Source organism: Idiomarina ramblicola, assembly GCF_003987255.1.
GTDB lineage: Bacteria > Pseudomonadota > Gammaproteobacteria > Enterobacterales > Alteromonadaceae > Idiomarina > Idiomarina ramblicola.
Map to the genome: position 1 here is coordinate 86586 of NZ_PIQC01000007.1, position 14257 is coordinate 100842.

The following is a 14257-nucleotide window of genomic DNA, read 5'->3' on the forward strand; positions in this document are numbered from 1 at the left end:
GGCATTTGCGTCAGCTTACCAGTAAGGTTTCGGTTGTAAAATCCGCATGACACAAGTTACTTCCACCAATAGCTCACTATTGCACGCAGAGCAGCTAAGCTCAATCCGTGGTGGGCGAGTATTGTTTGAAAACCTCAACTTTTCGGTAAGTGTCGGCCAGCTGTGGCAAGTCAGTGGACCTAATGGTGCCGGTAAGTCATCATTATTAAGAATTTTAACGGGGTTGCTAGAACCTTCCAGCGGAGCTGTCTATTTTAATGGCCAGCCGCGGAATCAAAATTGGTCAGAGTTTTGTCAGCAGTTGCTGTTTATTGGACATAAAGCGGCAGTGAAGGGCGAATTAAGTGCGCTGGAGAACTTTCACTGGCAACAGCAATTATCCTCTGTCAAAAACGTAGATGCCTGGGAACTGCTGGAAAAGCTGGGGTTACTGGGATTAGAAGATGAGCTAACGGCGAGATTGTCTGCCGGACAGCAGCGCCGGGTTGCATTAACCCGGTTGTGGGCGACGAAAGCGTCACTTTGGATTCTGGATGAACCTTTCACGGCTCTCGATGTTCAGGGCATTGCCCTGTTACAGCAGCGCTTGGTTGAACATTTACGCGCTGGCGGAACCATCATTTTCACTTCGCATCAGTCACTGACGTTGTCAGATTTAACCCCTGAAAAGCTCATTTTAGAATATCAGGGAGAGTCGTTATGAGTCAGCTATCTGGCGGACAAACCTGGCTGACACTGCTCAAGAGAGACTTGCGTATAGCAGCTCGCCGCCGCAGCGACGCGTTGAACCCTCTGCTGTTTTTACTCATGGTTGTGACTTTATTTCCGTTAGGAATTGGTCCGGGACCGGATATATTGGCTCGCATAGCGCCCGGTATCATTTGGGTCGCCGCTTTACTCGCCAGCTTACTGGGGCTGGAACGATTATTTCGCGATGACTTTCAGGACGGTACGCTGGAGCAGATGTGTTTGTTGCCGCAACCTCTGGCTTTCAATGTGACCGCAAAAATGATGGCGCACTGGTTGTTAAGTGGTTTACCGTTAGTTATTTTATCGCCTTTGCTGGCGTTGCTACTGAGTTTACCCGTACAAGGGTGGTGGGCGCTGGCTTTAACGTTATTGTTAGGAACCCCGGCTTTAAGTGCTCTGGGCGCTATTGGCGCAGCTCTTACCTTGCAGGTTCAGCGCGGAAACTCTTTAGTAAGCTTGATCCTTATTCCACTGTTTATTCCGTTGCTTATATTTGCCACCGCTGCGGTGGAAAATGCCTCAATGGGACTTGCAGTTCACGGCCAGTTGGCGATACTGGCGGCAATTTCTGTGTTAACCGTAACATTGGCTCCGCTGGCTGTAGCTGCTGGCATTAGAATGAGTGTGAATTAATATGTGGCGATGGTTACATCCGTACGCGAAACCCGAAGCAACCTATAACTTGTTGCAAAAGCTTCTGCCCTGGTTTGTGGCATTAACGTTAGTCACGCTTGTCACAGGCGTCGTTTGGGGGCTGGCTTTTGCTCCGGGCGATTACCAACAGGGCGACAGCTACCGGATCATTTTCCTGCATGTGCCCGCGGCTATTTTTTCCATGGGTGCCTATATGGGTATGGCTATCATGGGAGCCGTCGCACTTATCTGGCAAATTAAAACCGCGGAATGGTCGATTCCTGCTATTGCGCCTGTGGGGGCGGCACTAACCATTGTTGCCTTATTAACCGGGGCTATTTGGGGCAAGCCCATGTGGGGCACCTGGTGGGTGTGGGATGCGCGGCTAACATCAGAACTTATCCTATTGTTTCTTTATGTGGGTGTCATGGCGTTGTATTTTGCGTTTGATGATGCCAGAACCGGTGCTAAAGCTGCGGCTATTTTATCGTTGGTTGGGGTGATTAACTTACCGATTATTCATTTTTCGGTTGAGTGGTGGAATACGCTTCACCAGGGTGCAACGATTACAAAATTTGAACGTCCGTCAATTGCGACCAGTATGTTAATTCCTTTATTAATCTGTCTGACAGGTTTTGCTTTTTTGACGGTATCGCTAGTGATGATGCGCCTAAAAAATGAGATACTCAGGCAGGAATTACACCGTCCGTGGGCACAGCAGAAACTGGAGCAAGACTAATGGCCTTTGACAGTTTTACCGACTTCGTTTCGATGGGTGGTTATGGACTTTATGTGTGGTTGTCATTCTTTTTAAGTTTTGTTGTGCTTGCCGGGGTGGCGTTAGAAACCTTATTAGCAAAACGGCAATTGGTTAAGAAAAGTAAGCAGTTACAACAGCGCCAACAACGCTTGGCGAGACGCAAAGCAAGCCGTGCAGCAGTAGGAGACGGTAATGAATCCAAGACGTAAACAACGGTTAACCTGGGTTGCGGTTTTAGTCATCGGGGTGTCTATTGCTTCTGGGCTAATGCTGTATGCGTTGAGCCAGAGCATTGACCTGTTTTATACACCAAGCGAATTGGTGGAAGGCAAAGGTGACGATAAGCAAAAGCCTCAGGTCGGCCAGCGTATGAGAGTCGGCGGCATGGTGGTTGAAGGCTCGGTAGAACGTAATCGCGACACGCTCGAAGTTTCCTTTAAAGTCACGGATATCGGGCCAGAGGTCACGGTGCTTTATCAAGGTATTCTGCCGGACTTGTTCCGTGAAGGGCAGGGTATTGTTGCTCAGGGCGAGTTGATAGAACCTACGGTGTTAAAAGCCAGTGAGGTCTTAGCTAAGCACGATGAAGAGTATATGCCGCCGGAACTGGCTGAGCAGATGAAAGGAATAAAACACGTAAACCCAAACGACGTTGAATACGGTGACGGGAAATGATTGCTGAAGCAGGACACCTTGCCATAGCGATTGCGCTGGCTTTTTCTGTATTGCTGGCTGTTTACCCATTATGGGGCGCGGCCAAAGGAAACGGCGGTATGATGGCATTAGCCAGGCCGTTTGCCTATGGTCAGTTCTTTTTTACCGCTATTGCTTTTGGCTTATTAGTCTGGGGCTTTGTCAGCAACGACTTTAGTATTGCTTACGTTGCTGCAAACTCAAACAGTCAGTTGCCAGTAGTGTACAGGGTTACGGCTGTCTGGGGCTCGCATGAAGGATCGTTTCTGCTGTGGATGTTGATGCAGGCAGGCTGGATAGCGGCAGTAGCGATATTCTCCCGATCAATGCCATTACCAATGATAGCCCGCGTGTTGGCGATTCTGGGGCTGATAAGCATTGGTTTTTATTTGTTTATGCTGACGGTCTCTAATCCATTTGACCGAAGTTTGCCCATGATTCCGGTTGACGGAAGGGATCTCAATCCGCTGTTACAAGACCCCGGGATGATCATTCATCCGCCATTGCTGTACATGGGCTACGTCGGGTTTTCTGTAGCCTTTGCTTTTGCGATTGCCGCGTTATTGTCCGGCAAGCTTGATGCAGCCTGGGCGCGTTGGTCTCGTCCGTGGACTCTTGCCGCTTGGATTTTTCTGACGCTGGGCATTGCTATTGGTAGCTGGTGGGCTTACTACGAGCTTGGCTGGGGTGGCTGGTGGTTCTGGGACCCGGTGGAAAATGCGAGCTTTATGCCCTGGCTGGTGGGAACCGCATTATTGCACTCTCTGGCGGTGACAGAGAAGCGGGGGAGCTTCAAGTCCTGGACTGTTTTGTTGGCAATATCTGCCTTTAGTTTGAGCTTACTGGGTACTTTCCTGGTACGTTCCGGTGTCCTGGTTTCTGTGCACGCGTTTGCTTCTGACCCAACCCGGGGACTGTTTATTCTGATTCTTCTGGGTCTGGTGGTTGGTGGATCTTTGATTCTTTATGGTCTGCGTGCCGGGAAAATGCAGAGTTACAGTCGCTACGAATTGCTTTCCCGAGAAGTTATGCTGCTAGGCAATAATGTGCTGTTAATGGCAGCTATGGTGGTGGTGTTTTTAGGAACGATGCTGCCTTTGGTTCATAAGGAAATTGGGCTTGGAACGATTTCAATTGGCGAACCTTTCTTTAACGAACTTTACAGCTGGCTGGTAATTCCATTTGCGTTAATGCTTGGCATGGGACCGTTAATGCGTTGGCGCCGGCAAGCCATGAAACCACTTTTAAAGCCAGTGGCATTGGCACTGGCGTTAGCAATAGTGTTGGCTTATACCTTGCCTAAAATCTGGGCAGACGAGTTGCCTGCAATGGTTGTCATTGCTCTGTTTCTGGCGTTCTGGGTGGCGCTGGCCACCTTAACGGAAGTGCAGCAAAGCGTCCAACAGCGTAAGCAGGGCTGGTCCGGTCTGAAGAAAATTTCTGGTAGTCACTGGGGGATGGTGCTGGGGCATTTAGGATTTGCCGTAACCCTAATTGGTATTACCTTAGTGTCTCACTACGAGCAAGAGAGAGACATTGCGCTGGCGCCCGGGGAGTCAGTTGAGGTCATGGATTACAATGTCGTGTTTGAGAGCCTGCAGCACCGCGAAGGGCCTAACTACGATGCCGACGAAGGGGTATTTACTGTCTACAAAGATGGACAGAGAGTTACTCAGTTAACCAGTGAAAAACGTTTCTACCGAGTTCAGCGAACCAGTATGACGGAAGTTGGCTTGGATGCCAGTTTGTTGCGCGATGTTTATATTGCTATGGGGGAACCCTTAGATAACGAAACCTGGGCTATCCGTTTCTATATTAAGCCTTTTGTGCGCTGGATTTGGCTGGGTGCCATCATTATGGCCGTAGGCGGTGTTATGGCATTGGCCGACAAGCGATACCGTAAACGCGGTAAGAAGGAGATTGCCAATGACTAAATTTCGCTGGTTAATCTTGTTCGGACCACTGGTTTTATTTGCTGCATTGGTTGTGTTTTTACTGAAAGGGCTAGGCAGTGATCCAACCGAGTTGGACTCGGCGTTGATAGATGAGCCTGTGCCTCAGTTTGAGGCCAGTGATCTTTATGATACCGAAGTGCTTTACGACCAGTCGATACTGCAGGAAGGTCCGGTTTTAATGAATGTATGGGCGACCTGGTGCCCTACGTGCCGTGCCGAGCATGAGTTTCTGAATGAACTGGCATCGAGAGGCGTTCCCATTGTTGGTCTTAACTATAAAGATGATTCCAGACAAAAAGCGGTTAAGTGGTTAAATACACTGGGTGACCCCTACGTTATTAATTTATTTGACCCAAAAGGAAAAATTGCTTTTGAGTTTGGCGTCTACGGTGCTCCGGAAACCTATTTTATTGATCACAAGGGCGTTATTCGCTATCGCCATGTGGGTGATGTCAATCAACGCAATTGGTCAAATAAACTGCAAGGAATTTATCAGCAGCTAGTGGAGGAAGCCAAATGATACGGGGTTTGCTAGTGGCTTTTTCTGCTGTCTTCATGTTGGTTTTCACTGCGTCAGCAGAAAATGAAAACAGTTATCAGTTTGAGAACGAACAGCAACGTGCAACTTATCGGCAACTGATAAAAGAACTTCGTTGTCCTAAGTGTCAGAATCAAAATATTGCTGATTCGAATGCGCCATTGGCTGAAGATATGCGCGATCGTACTTATCAGATGTTAAAAGAAGGCCAGTCGCGAGAAGCAATAATTGAGTTCATGGTTGCTCGTTATGGTGACTTTGTGCATTACCAACCGCCATTTACGACGATAACCAGCATTTTATGGTGGGGGCCTTTATTCATTGTCATTATTGGCATTGGCACTGCAGTGGGCTTAACCAGAAAGAAAAAGGCGGCTGTAGAATTAACGCAGGAAGAGCGTCAGCGTCTAGAGCAACTGAGGAAGTCCGGCGATGAGTAGTTTGTGGTTACTAATGTTATTGATGTTACTCGTTGCGGTGGTATTTGTCTTGCTGGCAACCGGGAAACAACGGCGGTATCAAAGACGCCAGGATGAAAACCAACGTTGGTACGAGCAACGTTTGGCAGAGCTAGAAGAAGAACGTTCTCAGTTTGGTTTACCGGAAGAAGATTATCAGCACGCGAAGCAAGAGCTGGATAAAACCTTTTTGAACGATAGCCAGGATGTCGAAGAAGATATTAAGTGGCAACGAGCGCCGGTTACTGTTCCTATTGTCTTGCTGGTTGTTGTATCTGCGGTATTGTATTGGGCTTTTGGTAGCTGGCAGTTACAGCTGCAAGCAGAAGATGCGCGTAAGCAGCTACCCGAGCTAGGGAAAACTTTGTTACAGCAACAGAACCAGCAAGCTGACCGTGAAGATTTAAATACCTTCGCTTTAGGCTTGCGTCAAAAATTAATGCGAGAGCCCGACGATGCGGTTGCTTGGTGGATTTATGCCGGGATAATGGTTGATCTTGGCGCTCAGGAAGAAGCGAACGAAGCTTTTCAGAAAGCATTGCAGCTTGAACCCGATAGGGTCAACACTTTAGTCAGTTACAGTCGCTTCTTATTGGTGTCGGGCGCCGAAGAGGATCAGCCTAAAGCCGCTCGTTTGTTGGCTCATGCGTTGCAGCAAGATCCTGGTAATATTGAAGCTTTATCCTTACTGGGTTTCGTTGCATTTGAACGTCAGGACTGGGAACAGGCAGTAAGTGCCTGGCAGCTATTAAAAGAGCGTTTGCCCCAAAGTTCTGAGCGCTATCAGGCGGTAGCCAATGCGTTAGAGCGTGCAAAAGAACAACAACAGAAGGCGCAGGTGCAGCTACAAGTGACTGTTGAGTTAAGTGATAGCATGCGCCATCACCTGCCAACTGACGGTACTCTTTTTGTTTATGTAACCGGAGCTGAGCAACCTATGCCGGCGGCCGTGGTTAGGCAACCGCTTAGTGAGTTTCCCGTTACTGTAACCTTGTCGAATCAAAATGCGATGTTGCCGGACTATAAATTAAGTGACTTAGAGCAATGGTTAGTCCATGCGAGAATTTCGCAGGATGAAAAAATAGATAGCCAAGCTGGTGATCTCGAAGCTGAAACGGTCACTATAAAAGCTAATGGTTCGACTGATTTAACTTTGACTTTATCAACCCGGATTAACGAATGAAAAAATATGGATTGTTACTGCTAGTTTCTGTGTTTATGGCAGGATGCTCATCAACACCCGATGACTCTTATGCTGACCCACGTGACCCGTTCGAAGATTTTAACCGGGATATGTGGGAGTTTAACCGCGACGTGGATAAAGCGGTAATCAAACCTGCGGCCGAAACCTATGAATATGTGCCGCAGCCCATCCGGACCTCCTTATATCAAGCGGTAGAAAACCTGGAAGAACCCTCTTCTTTTGTCAATAATCTGCTGCAATGGAAAATTGCGGATGCCGGCATTTCTCTGGGGCGTTTTGTGGTTAACTCTACGGTCGGTTTAGTTGGCTTATTTGATGTCGCTACCCCTATGGGTCTGACCAAGCGGGAAGAGAGTTTTGGCCAGACGTTAGCCGTTTGGGGCGTGCCTGAAGGCCCTTACCTGATGTTGCCGCTTATGGGTCCCACTGTGGTGGTTGACCGTGGCGGTGACTATGCCGATGGCCAATATTTTCCATATCCGTCGTTAAGCTGGCCTATAGATATAGCTCGTTATGCGATAAAAGGTCTTGAAATGCGCTTACGCTTGCGTGAACAGGAACGAGTACTGGAGAACTCGCTTGACCCTTACTCCTTTGTTAAGGATGTTTATTATCAGCGTTGGCAGGATCAGGTCTTTGATGGTAACCCTCCGCAGGAAGAAGAAAATTTCGACGAATGGGACGATGAATTCGACGACACAGATGACTCTGAAACTGAGTCTTATTGACGATTAGGCATTCCTGAACGATGCTTAGGGTATGAGTCATAATTAAGAGTTGACGATGCCCCGAGCTCACATCGCTTTAATTGAAGATGATCCGGTATTTCAGTCTGTCGTCAGGCAGTATCTGCTGAATACCGGTTACGATGTGTGCTGTGCAGACAGCGGGCGAAAAGGTATTGAAATATGCCGCACTGAATGCCCGGATATTGTTCTGTGTGATTTAAAACTGCCTGATATTGATGGTCTTGAAGTTATAGAGAAACTTCTCAAAGTATGTGCCCATACGCCTATTATCGTTATTTCTGCCTCCGAAAAAATGTCTGATATCCGTGAAGCTGTCCGTTTGGGAGCCTGGGACTACCTGGTGAAACCGATTCAAAGTCTCGATGTGATTGAAAATGCAGTAGAGCATTGTCTGCAACGCTATCAGCTTGAGGAAACCTATGTACATGATGTGTGGGAGCTTGATGCACACATCGACATTCTGTACCAGGATGACTTAATTGTCGGACGTCTGGTGGAAGAGCTGCTTCCTGAAGGTGAGTTAAGGTTAAACAATTATCGGTTTGAGTGCTGTATCAATGACGCCGGTCAAACGCCGCTCTGGATCGATTATCGACCTCTGACAGAGGGTAAGGTGTTGGTTATTATGGCCGCCGCGCAGAACGCAACAGAACAAGACTTACTGCCTTTGCTGGTATTAAAAACGATGATAGATCCACTGATACGACAGCATTTATCTGGGCATGACAACACTTTGCTTTCACCCGGAGCTCTACTGAGTCATTTGAATCATGAACTTTGTCATTCTCAGGTCAGGACGGCATTCGATACGTTAGTCGGTGTTGTTGATACGATGAAGCACAACTGGCTCTGGGCTCAGGCGGGAGACAAGTTTCAGCCCGAGCCGGGAGCTAAGCCTGATCTAGCGTTAGGCATATGGCAACATGCGAACTTCCGGGAGCACAAAATGGAGCACTTACATAAGATACATTGTGCTTTTAAAGGCACTGAGCTTATTGTGACCGCTGTGCCTCAAACTGCTTAATGGCCTGATCCAGATAGGGCAATGACATATTCAGGTTAATAGGTTGAGTGAATAAAGGATAACCAATACCTGCTGCCAGCAAGGCCGGAACTTTCCACCATCCTTCAACTTCGACAATAAAGAAGAAAATAAGACAGATAGGTACCAGTTTGGCCATATTACAAATGAGGCGACGGGGTACCGGCATTTTTTGCTGTGCCATGGACAAAATCATAGCGCGTTCAGTAAAGCTGTACTGGGATAATTGCGGAATATTACGCGAAGAAAAATACAAAGCCATAGTCAGTCTTTCATTTGAATTTTGTTAATTGGGTTGCATTATAACATGGGAAAAGGTTATAAACTTCCGCTTCTGAAGTGAACAGAATTTAAGGACAGCTGTTATGGTCAAAAAAGTCGTTATTCCGGTAGCCGGACTTGGAACTCGGATGTTACCCGCTACCAAAGCCATTCCTAAAGAAATGTTGCCATTGGTGGACCGCCCACTTATTCAGTACATTGTTGAAGAGTGTGCTGCTGCGGGTTTAACGGATGTCATTCTGGTTACTCATTCGAGTAAAAACTCGATAGAAAATCATTTTGATACCAGTTTCGAGTTGGAAACGACGCTTGAGCAGCGGGTGAAGCGTCAATTGTTGGCCGAAGTTAAAGCTATTTGCCCGGAGAGTACGACTATAATGCATGTCCGTCAGGGTGTGGCGAAAGGCTTGGGTCATGCTGTTTTGTGTGCTCGTCCTTTAATTGGCGATGAGCCTTTTGCGGTGGTTTTGCCTGACGTTCTGGTGGACGAGGCCAGCTGTAAACTGAATAAAGACAATTTGGCGGAAATGGTCAGGAATTTTGATGAAAGCGGCCATTCGCAAGTTATGGTCGAAAAGGTACCACAGCAGGATGTGAGTAATTATGGTATCGCAGACATTAACGGTGTTGAATTAAACCCAGGTGAGCAAGCTGGTATTACACAGTTAGTTGAAAAGCCTTCAGTTAAAGATGCGCCGTCGGATTTGGCGGTGGTTGGACGCTATGTGTTTTCAGCAGACTTGTGGTCTCTGCTGGAAAAGACGCCGGTCGGTGCCGGCAATGAAGTTCAATTGACAGACGCTATGGCCATGCTGCTGGAAAAACAGCCAGTCAAAGCTTATTACATGAAAGGTAAAAGCCATGATTGCGGCAACAAACTGGGATACGCCCAGGCCTTTGTTGAACATGCTTTACGCCACCCTGACTTGGGTGCTGATATGAAAGCCTATATTCAATCTTTGAAGTAAGCTGTTTAGCGGGGCTGATGCTTAAGTATCAGCTCTGCTAACGTTTTCGCACAGGGGCCGGTCTGTTCTGCTTTGGGTAAAACCATATATAGACTGCCTTTACGCGAGCTGCTTCCTTCAACTTCTATACGACTGAGTCTGCCCGAATCTAAGTCCTCTTGTGCGACGTAGCCAGGTAACCAGCAAAACCCCAAACCGTTACGAATCAACCTTAGAGCTTCGTCAAAGTGACTGACAGTCCAGCGTTGTTCTGCTTTTAGCCAGCCTTCGTCTTCCACAGGCTGACTCCCGGTATCCTGAATAACAATCTGCAAGTACTGTGACAGTTCATTCTGATCAATCGGTTGTTGCAGCTGTGCCAGAGGATGATCTGGGTGACAGACCAAGTCCATACTGTATTGACTGATGGGTTCGCCGATAAAACCACGAGGTAAATGGTGGGTGATAACCACATCTGCACTTTGTTGTTGAATTTGTTCAACTGTGCCGGTTAAGACCGTGTCATTAATAATTAAGCGGCTTCCCCGACTCTGTTGCTGAAACTCGTTTAGAACCGGAGCTAACTGGTTGCGGTCAAACACCATTTCTAAAGCAAGTTGTATCTCAGGTTCCCAGCCTTGTTCCAGGTTATCCGCCAATTGCTCTATCTCTTTAGTTAAACTGGTTAACTGCCGGGATCGACGGAGTAAAACCTCGCCAGCGGCCGTTAAGTGCGCTTTACGACCTCTGACTTCTAATAATTGAACACCGACGACTTGCTGCAGTTTAGCCACAGCGTGGTTGAGAGACGACTGACTTTTATTCAAAGCATCTGCTGCATGTGCATAACCGCCGCAGTCGACGACCGCCTGCAGAATACGCCATTGTTCAATGGTAGACTTAGGTCGATAAACGCTCATTTTGGTCCACTCCGGTGGGTATTAAACCCGAGCGGTAATAACGGCTCGAATTGGTGCTTGGTAACCTTCAATAGTCTTTGTAGCGTCATTTGGATCAAGAAAATTTGCTAAGGACTCCCCAGTCATCCAATCCGTTCGTCTTTGTTCCTCTGTTGAAGTTGTATTATGGTCGACAACACAGATATCTGTGAAGCCTAATCGTTCTAGCCAAACTGACAGTGCGCGGGCGCTGGGTAAAAACCAGACATTTCTCATTTGTGCGTAGCGTTCGCCCGGCATCATTACTGTGGTTTCATCGCCTTCTACAACAATGGTCTCCAGCACCAACTGACCTCCGGGACGAATTAAAGACTTCAATTGCTGTAAAAACTCGACTGGTGAACGGCGGTGATAAAGTACGCCCATGCTAAACACCGTATCGAAGCTTTTCAGCTCCGGCATATGTTCAATACCTACCGGGAAGAAGTGCGCGCGTTGCTGCCATGCTAATGGCATTAACTGGCGGATTGCCCGAAACTGCATCAGAAAAAGTTCACCAGGGTCGATTCCCCAAACAGTGTCTGCGCCGGCTTCCAGCATACGCCACAAGTGATAGCCACTGCCGCAACCAACATCCAGTACCTGACGGCCGCTGAGATCATCTAAATGCGGTGCAACACGTTGCCACTTCCAGTCAGAGCGCCATTCAGTATCGATAGAGACGCCAAATAAATTGAAAGGGCCTTTACGCCATGGCTGAAGTTGCTGCAAAAGCCCCGTTAAACGAGCTCTGTCAGCATCAGAGGCTTCATTTGGGCTACCAACCTGAACCGTATCGGATAACGCCACGTGCCTTGCGGTGAGTTCAGGCAACTGCGTTAAGATACGTTGCCAGCGTTTTAAATTACCGTGAGGGTTATTTTTAAATGCCGTCAGCTGTGGCGCCAGAGTGTCCAGCCATGGCGCGTGCGGGCTGTGTAGAAGAGCCGAAAGTTCTTTACTGAAGTCAACCATGGTATCCCTTATTTAACGGCCAGCATGGCGGCGAAGTTGAAACATTGAAACCAGACCGCACTGTGTCGAAAACCGGCCTTGTTAAAGCGTTGTTGATGAACTTCAAGCGTATCGACTTTCATCACATTTTCGATAGCGGCGCGTTTCTGGCTAATCTCAAGTTCACTGTAGCCATTAGCCCGTTTGAAATCGTGATGTAGGTCGATGAGTACGTCATTCATTTGGGAGTCAGAGTGACGGATTTTCTCTGCAATTAATAAAGCTCCGCCTTTATTCATACCGTTATAAATGTTTTGAATAACCTCATCTCGTTTATTTTCGGGAATAAACTGTAAGGTAAAGTTCAATACGACAACCGATGCGTTCTCTATCTTAGTTGCCGCTAAATCCTGACAAATTAGCTCAACGGGTACGTCACTTCTGTAACCGTCTAAATGCAACTGCGCACGTTCGATCATGGGTTGAGCGTTATCTATACCAATGATTTTACAGTTCTTTGTCTGTTCGCACCCTTTGCGCATAGCAAGGGTAGCTGCGCCAAGAGAGCAACCAAGATCATACAAATGGCTATTTGGCTGCACATACTGAGTAACTAACTGCGGTAGTGTCTGCAGAATACTTGAATACCCGGGAACTGATCGGTTGATCATATCAGGGAATACCTCAACCACTTGCTGATCAAAACAAAAATCGGAAATGCTGGGAAGAGGCTTTGAAAATATTGTGTCGTGTTGCGTCATAAAAATCAGCTTTGTCAGATAAACGGCTCATATTTGTTGGTATTTTACCGATAAATGATACTGACGCACAGGTAATATTAGATTAAAATCCACGCACGATTACTGGAGGGAAAAACGTTGAACCGAGCTTTAGCGATAGTCAGTGCCATGTCAGTCATGGTAGCTTTTTCATTATCGAATAGTTATGCCAGTCAGCCAGAGGGCTGGCTGGAGGACTATGAAGAAGTTCGTGTAGGCGTGCCTGAACAACTCGCTCCGTTAGTTTCAATAGAAGATGGTGAAGCTAAAGGGTTGGATGTCGATTTACTGAAAAAATTCACCAGCGAGTTTTCTGCGAAAATAGTCTGGAAACCTTGTGGACAGTGGGCCGATTGCCTGGATGCTATAAAAAATAAAGAAATTGATGTATTAACCAGTGTTTCCTATTCCGTTGAACGCAATCAGTTCATGGACTTTACTCAAAGCTATTGGTCAATGCCCTGGGCGGCAATTTCCCTGGAAAATCAACAGGTCAGCAGCGGCAGTATTGCTTTAGAGCAGCTAAGTGATAGTAACGTTGGGGTGGTCGAAGGCTACAGTATCGAATCGCAGATTTCCCAGTTGAGTGGTATTCAACTCATCCGGGTTAAAGGTATTCGCGAAGGCATGAGCGTGTTACGCGGCAGAACAGTCGATTACTATGTCGACGGCTTGCCGATGTTGGTGCATGAGTTGCAACAACGCCCCCTACCCACGGCAAAACTCTCCGTTATTGATGATGCAAAAGGGGAAGAACTTTATTTGGCCGTCCGCGATGACTGGAAGCCCTTAGTTATGGCGTTAAACCGAGGAATTGACGCTGTTGGCGACAGCGAACACAATCAATTAAAACAAAAATGGTATGGTTTTGAGCTTGAGCAGGGCTGGAGTAATGAAGAATTGCTCGATATTGCCATGAAAGCCGGCTCGGTTGTGTTACTCGTTATTGTCGGTTTCGCTGTTTGGAATAGCCGGTTACGTAAGGAAATTAAATTACGTAAAGCCGCAGAGCGCAGAATTAGACACATAGCGACTCATGATGAACTGACAGGGTTACCTAATCGAAATTTAATGCAAGACCGGCTGGAGCAGACGTTAAGTCAAAACGAGAGAACAGGCAGACCTTTTGCTGTTTTGTTTTTGGATCTTGATGGTTTTAAAAAGATTAACGATGATTTTGGTCATAATTGTGGTGATGAACTCCTAATTCATGCGGCGCACAGAATGAATAGCCTTTTACGGCGCTCTGATACAGTTTGTCGTCATGGTGGTGATGAGTTTGTCATTATCTTGCCTACCGCCAATACGATCGGATCGGCTTTAGCTGTGTCGCGGAAATTAGTGGTTCAGCTAGCTAAGCCGTACAAAGTTAAGAAAAAGACACTGGAAATCAGTGTTTCTATTGGTGTGGCGGTTTATCCAAAGCACGGGAAAAATACTGACGACTTACTTCGTTCTGCCGATAAGGCGATGTATACCGCTAAAGCGGCGGGTAAAAATGATGTGCGTCTGGCTGGCGACGATGGATGACATTCGGCGTCAGTCCGCTATAATGTTGCGCTTCGTGAAAACATT

General features: G+C 47.2%; 17 protein-coding genes. 13 read left to right on the top strand and 4 right to left on the bottom strand.

Annotation, left to right across the window (positions count from 1 at the left end):
- Positions 1 to 46: 46 nt before the first annotated feature.
- Genes ccmA through CWI78_RS10135 form a run of 11 tightly spaced genes read left to right on the top strand, consistent with a single transcriptional unit; the run spans position 47 to position 8764 of the window.
- Positions 47 to 703, top strand: a complete 657-nt coding sequence (gene ccmA, locus CWI78_RS10085) for a cytochrome c biogenesis heme-transporting ATPase CcmA (protein WP_126782678.1) — start codon at positions 47 to 49, stop codon at positions 701 to 703.
- Positions 700 to 1383 carry a heme exporter protein CcmB gene (ccmB, locus tag CWI78_RS10090; protein WP_126782679.1) on the top strand — a complete coding sequence of 228 codons (684 nt, stop codon included), beginning with the start codon at positions 700 to 702 and terminating at the stop codon, positions 1381 to 1383. Before ccmA ends, ccmB begins: the two co-directional genes overlap by 4 nt.
- A gap of 1 nt (position 1384) precedes the next feature.
- Positions 1385 to 2122 (top strand): heme ABC transporter permease, encoded by a 738-nt coding sequence (locus CWI78_RS10095; protein ID WP_126782680.1) that lies wholly within the window; start codon positions 1385 to 1387, stop codon positions 2120 to 2122.
- A complete protein-coding gene (gene ccmD / locus CWI78_RS10100) occupies positions 2122 to 2352 on the top strand; it encodes a heme exporter protein CcmD (protein ID WP_126782681.1) in 231 nt (76 codons plus the stop codon). The genes CWI78_RS10095 and ccmD overlap by 1 nt, the downstream gene beginning before the upstream one ends.
- Positions 2336 to 2818 (top strand): cytochrome c maturation protein CcmE, encoded by a 483-nt coding sequence (gene ccmE / locus CWI78_RS10105; protein WP_126782682.1) that lies wholly within the window; start codon positions 2336 to 2338, stop codon positions 2816 to 2818. Before ccmD ends, ccmE begins: the two co-directional genes overlap by 17 nt.
- Positions 2815 to 4770 (top strand): heme lyase CcmF/NrfE family subunit, encoded by a 1956-nt coding sequence (locus CWI78_RS10110; protein ID WP_126782683.1) that lies wholly within the window; start codon positions 2815 to 2817, stop codon positions 4768 to 4770. The genes ccmE and CWI78_RS10110 overlap by 4 nt, the downstream gene beginning before the upstream one ends.
- Positions 4763 to 5311 (top strand): DsbE family thiol:disulfide interchange protein, encoded by a 549-nt coding sequence (locus CWI78_RS10115; protein ID WP_126782684.1) that lies wholly within the window; start codon positions 4763 to 4765, stop codon positions 5309 to 5311. Before CWI78_RS10110 ends, CWI78_RS10115 begins: the two co-directional genes overlap by 8 nt.
- 14 nt (positions 5312 to 5325) lie before the next feature.
- Positions 5326 to 5769, top strand: coding sequence for a cytochrome c-type biogenesis protein (locus CWI78_RS10120; RefSeq protein WP_244213115.1), 444 nt, complete (start codon positions 5326 to 5328; stop codon positions 5767 to 5769).
- Positions 5762 to 6970, top strand: a complete 1209-nt coding sequence (gene ccmI / locus CWI78_RS10125; RefSeq protein WP_126782686.1) for a c-type cytochrome biogenesis protein CcmI — start codon at positions 5762 to 5764, stop codon at positions 6968 to 6970. Before CWI78_RS10120 ends, ccmI begins: the two co-directional genes overlap by 8 nt.
- Positions 6967 to 7719, top strand: coding sequence for an MlaA family lipoprotein (locus CWI78_RS10130; protein ID WP_126782687.1), 753 nt, complete (start codon positions 6967 to 6969; stop codon positions 7717 to 7719). Before ccmI ends, CWI78_RS10130 begins: the two co-directional genes overlap by 4 nt.
- A gap of 55 nt (positions 7720 to 7774) precedes the next feature.
- Positions 7775 to 8764, top strand: a complete 990-nt coding sequence (locus CWI78_RS10135) for a response regulator (RefSeq protein WP_126782688.1) — start codon at positions 7775 to 7777, stop codon at positions 8762 to 8764.
- On the opposite strand, the gene CWI78_RS10140 is transcribed toward CWI78_RS10135, so the two are convergent.
- Positions 8733 to 9044 carry a DUF6170 family protein gene (locus CWI78_RS10140; RefSeq protein WP_126782689.1) on the bottom strand — a complete coding sequence of 104 codons (312 nt, stop codon included), beginning with the start codon at positions 9042 to 9044 and terminating at the stop codon, positions 8733 to 8735. The genes CWI78_RS10135 and CWI78_RS10140 overlap by 32 nt on opposite strands.
- A 103-nt stretch (positions 9045 to 9147) precedes the next feature.
- Between CWI78_RS10140 and galU the strand changes: the two genes are divergently transcribed.
- Positions 9148 to 10032, top strand: coding sequence for a UTP--glucose-1-phosphate uridylyltransferase GalU (gene galU, locus CWI78_RS10145; RefSeq protein ID WP_126782690.1), 885 nt, complete (start codon positions 9148 to 9150; stop codon positions 10030 to 10032).
- Positions 10033 to 10037: 5 nt separating this feature from the next.
- Here galU and CWI78_RS10150 read toward each other — a convergent pair whose 3' ends face one another.
- Genes CWI78_RS10150 through cmoA form a run of 3 tightly spaced genes read right to left on the bottom strand, consistent with a single transcriptional unit; the run spans position 10038 to position 12664 of the window.
- Complete coding sequence (locus CWI78_RS10150; RefSeq protein WP_126782691.1) at positions 10038 to 10931, bottom strand: LysR family transcriptional regulator; 894 nt, start codon at positions 10929 to 10931, stop codon at positions 10038 to 10040.
- Positions 10932 to 10952: 21 nt separating this feature from the next.
- Complete coding sequence (gene cmoB / locus CWI78_RS10155) at positions 10953 to 11924, bottom strand: tRNA 5-methoxyuridine(34)/uridine 5-oxyacetic acid(34) synthase CmoB (RefSeq protein WP_126782692.1); 972 nt, start codon at positions 11922 to 11924, stop codon at positions 10953 to 10955.
- An 8-nt stretch (positions 11925 to 11932) separates the two neighbouring features.
- Complete coding sequence (cmoA, locus tag CWI78_RS10160; RefSeq protein WP_126782693.1) at positions 11933 to 12664, bottom strand: carboxy-S-adenosyl-L-methionine synthase CmoA; 732 nt, start codon at positions 12662 to 12664, stop codon at positions 11933 to 11935.
- A gap of 117 nt (positions 12665 to 12781) precedes the next feature.
- On the opposite strand from cmoA, the gene CWI78_RS10165 reads away from it, so the two are divergent.
- A complete protein-coding gene (locus CWI78_RS10165; RefSeq protein WP_126782694.1) occupies positions 12782 to 14212 on the top strand; it encodes a diguanylate cyclase domain-containing protein in 1431 nt (476 codons plus the stop codon).
- Positions 14213 to 14257 lie beyond the last annotated feature (45 nt).

Coding starts and splice junctions, on each gene's coding strand:
- ccmA (WP_126782678.1), top strand. CDS start 47: ATGACACAAGTTACTTCCACCAATAGCTCACTATTGCACGCAGAGCAG.
- ccmB (WP_126782679.1), top strand. CDS start 700: ATGAGTCAGCTATCTGGCGGACAAACCTGGCTGACACTGCTCAAGAGA.
- CWI78_RS10095 (WP_126782680.1), top strand. CDS start 1,385: ATGTGGCGATGGTTACATCCGTACGCGAAACCCGAAGCAACCTATAAC.
- ccmD (WP_126782681.1), top strand. CDS start 2,122: ATGGCCTTTGACAGTTTTACCGACTTCGTTTCGATGGGTGGTTATGGA.
- ccmE (WP_126782682.1), top strand. CDS start 2,336: ATGAATCCAAGACGTAAACAACGGTTAACCTGGGTTGCGGTTTTAGTC.
- CWI78_RS10110 (WP_126782683.1), top strand. CDS start 2,815: ATGATTGCTGAAGCAGGACACCTTGCCATAGCGATTGCGCTGGCTTTT.
- CWI78_RS10115 (WP_126782684.1), top strand. CDS start 4,763: ATGACTAAATTTCGCTGGTTAATCTTGTTCGGACCACTGGTTTTATTT.
- ccmI (WP_126782686.1), top strand. CDS start 5,762: ATGAGTAGTTTGTGGTTACTAATGTTATTGATGTTACTCGTTGCGGTG.
- CWI78_RS10130 (WP_126782687.1), top strand. CDS start 6,967: ATGAAAAAATATGGATTGTTACTGCTAGTTTCTGTGTTTATGGCAGGA.
- CWI78_RS10135 (WP_126782688.1), top strand. CDS start 7,775: ATGCCCCGAGCTCACATCGCTTTAATTGAAGATGATCCGGTATTTCAG.
- CWI78_RS10140 (WP_126782689.1), bottom strand. CDS start 9,044: ATGGCTTTGTATTTTTCTTCGCGTAATATTCCGCAATTATCCCAGTAC.
- galU (WP_126782690.1), top strand. CDS start 9,148: ATGGTCAAAAAAGTCGTTATTCCGGTAGCCGGACTTGGAACTCGGATG.
- CWI78_RS10150 (WP_126782691.1), bottom strand. CDS start 10,931: ATGAGCGTTTATCGACCTAAGTCTACCATTGAACAATGGCGTATTCTG.
- cmoB (WP_126782692.1), bottom strand. CDS start 11,924: ATGGTTGACTTCAGTAAAGAACTTTCGGCTCTTCTACACAGCCCGCAC.
- cmoA (WP_126782693.1), bottom strand. CDS start 12,664: ATGACGCAACACGACACAATATTTTCAAAGCCTCTTCCCAGCATTTCC.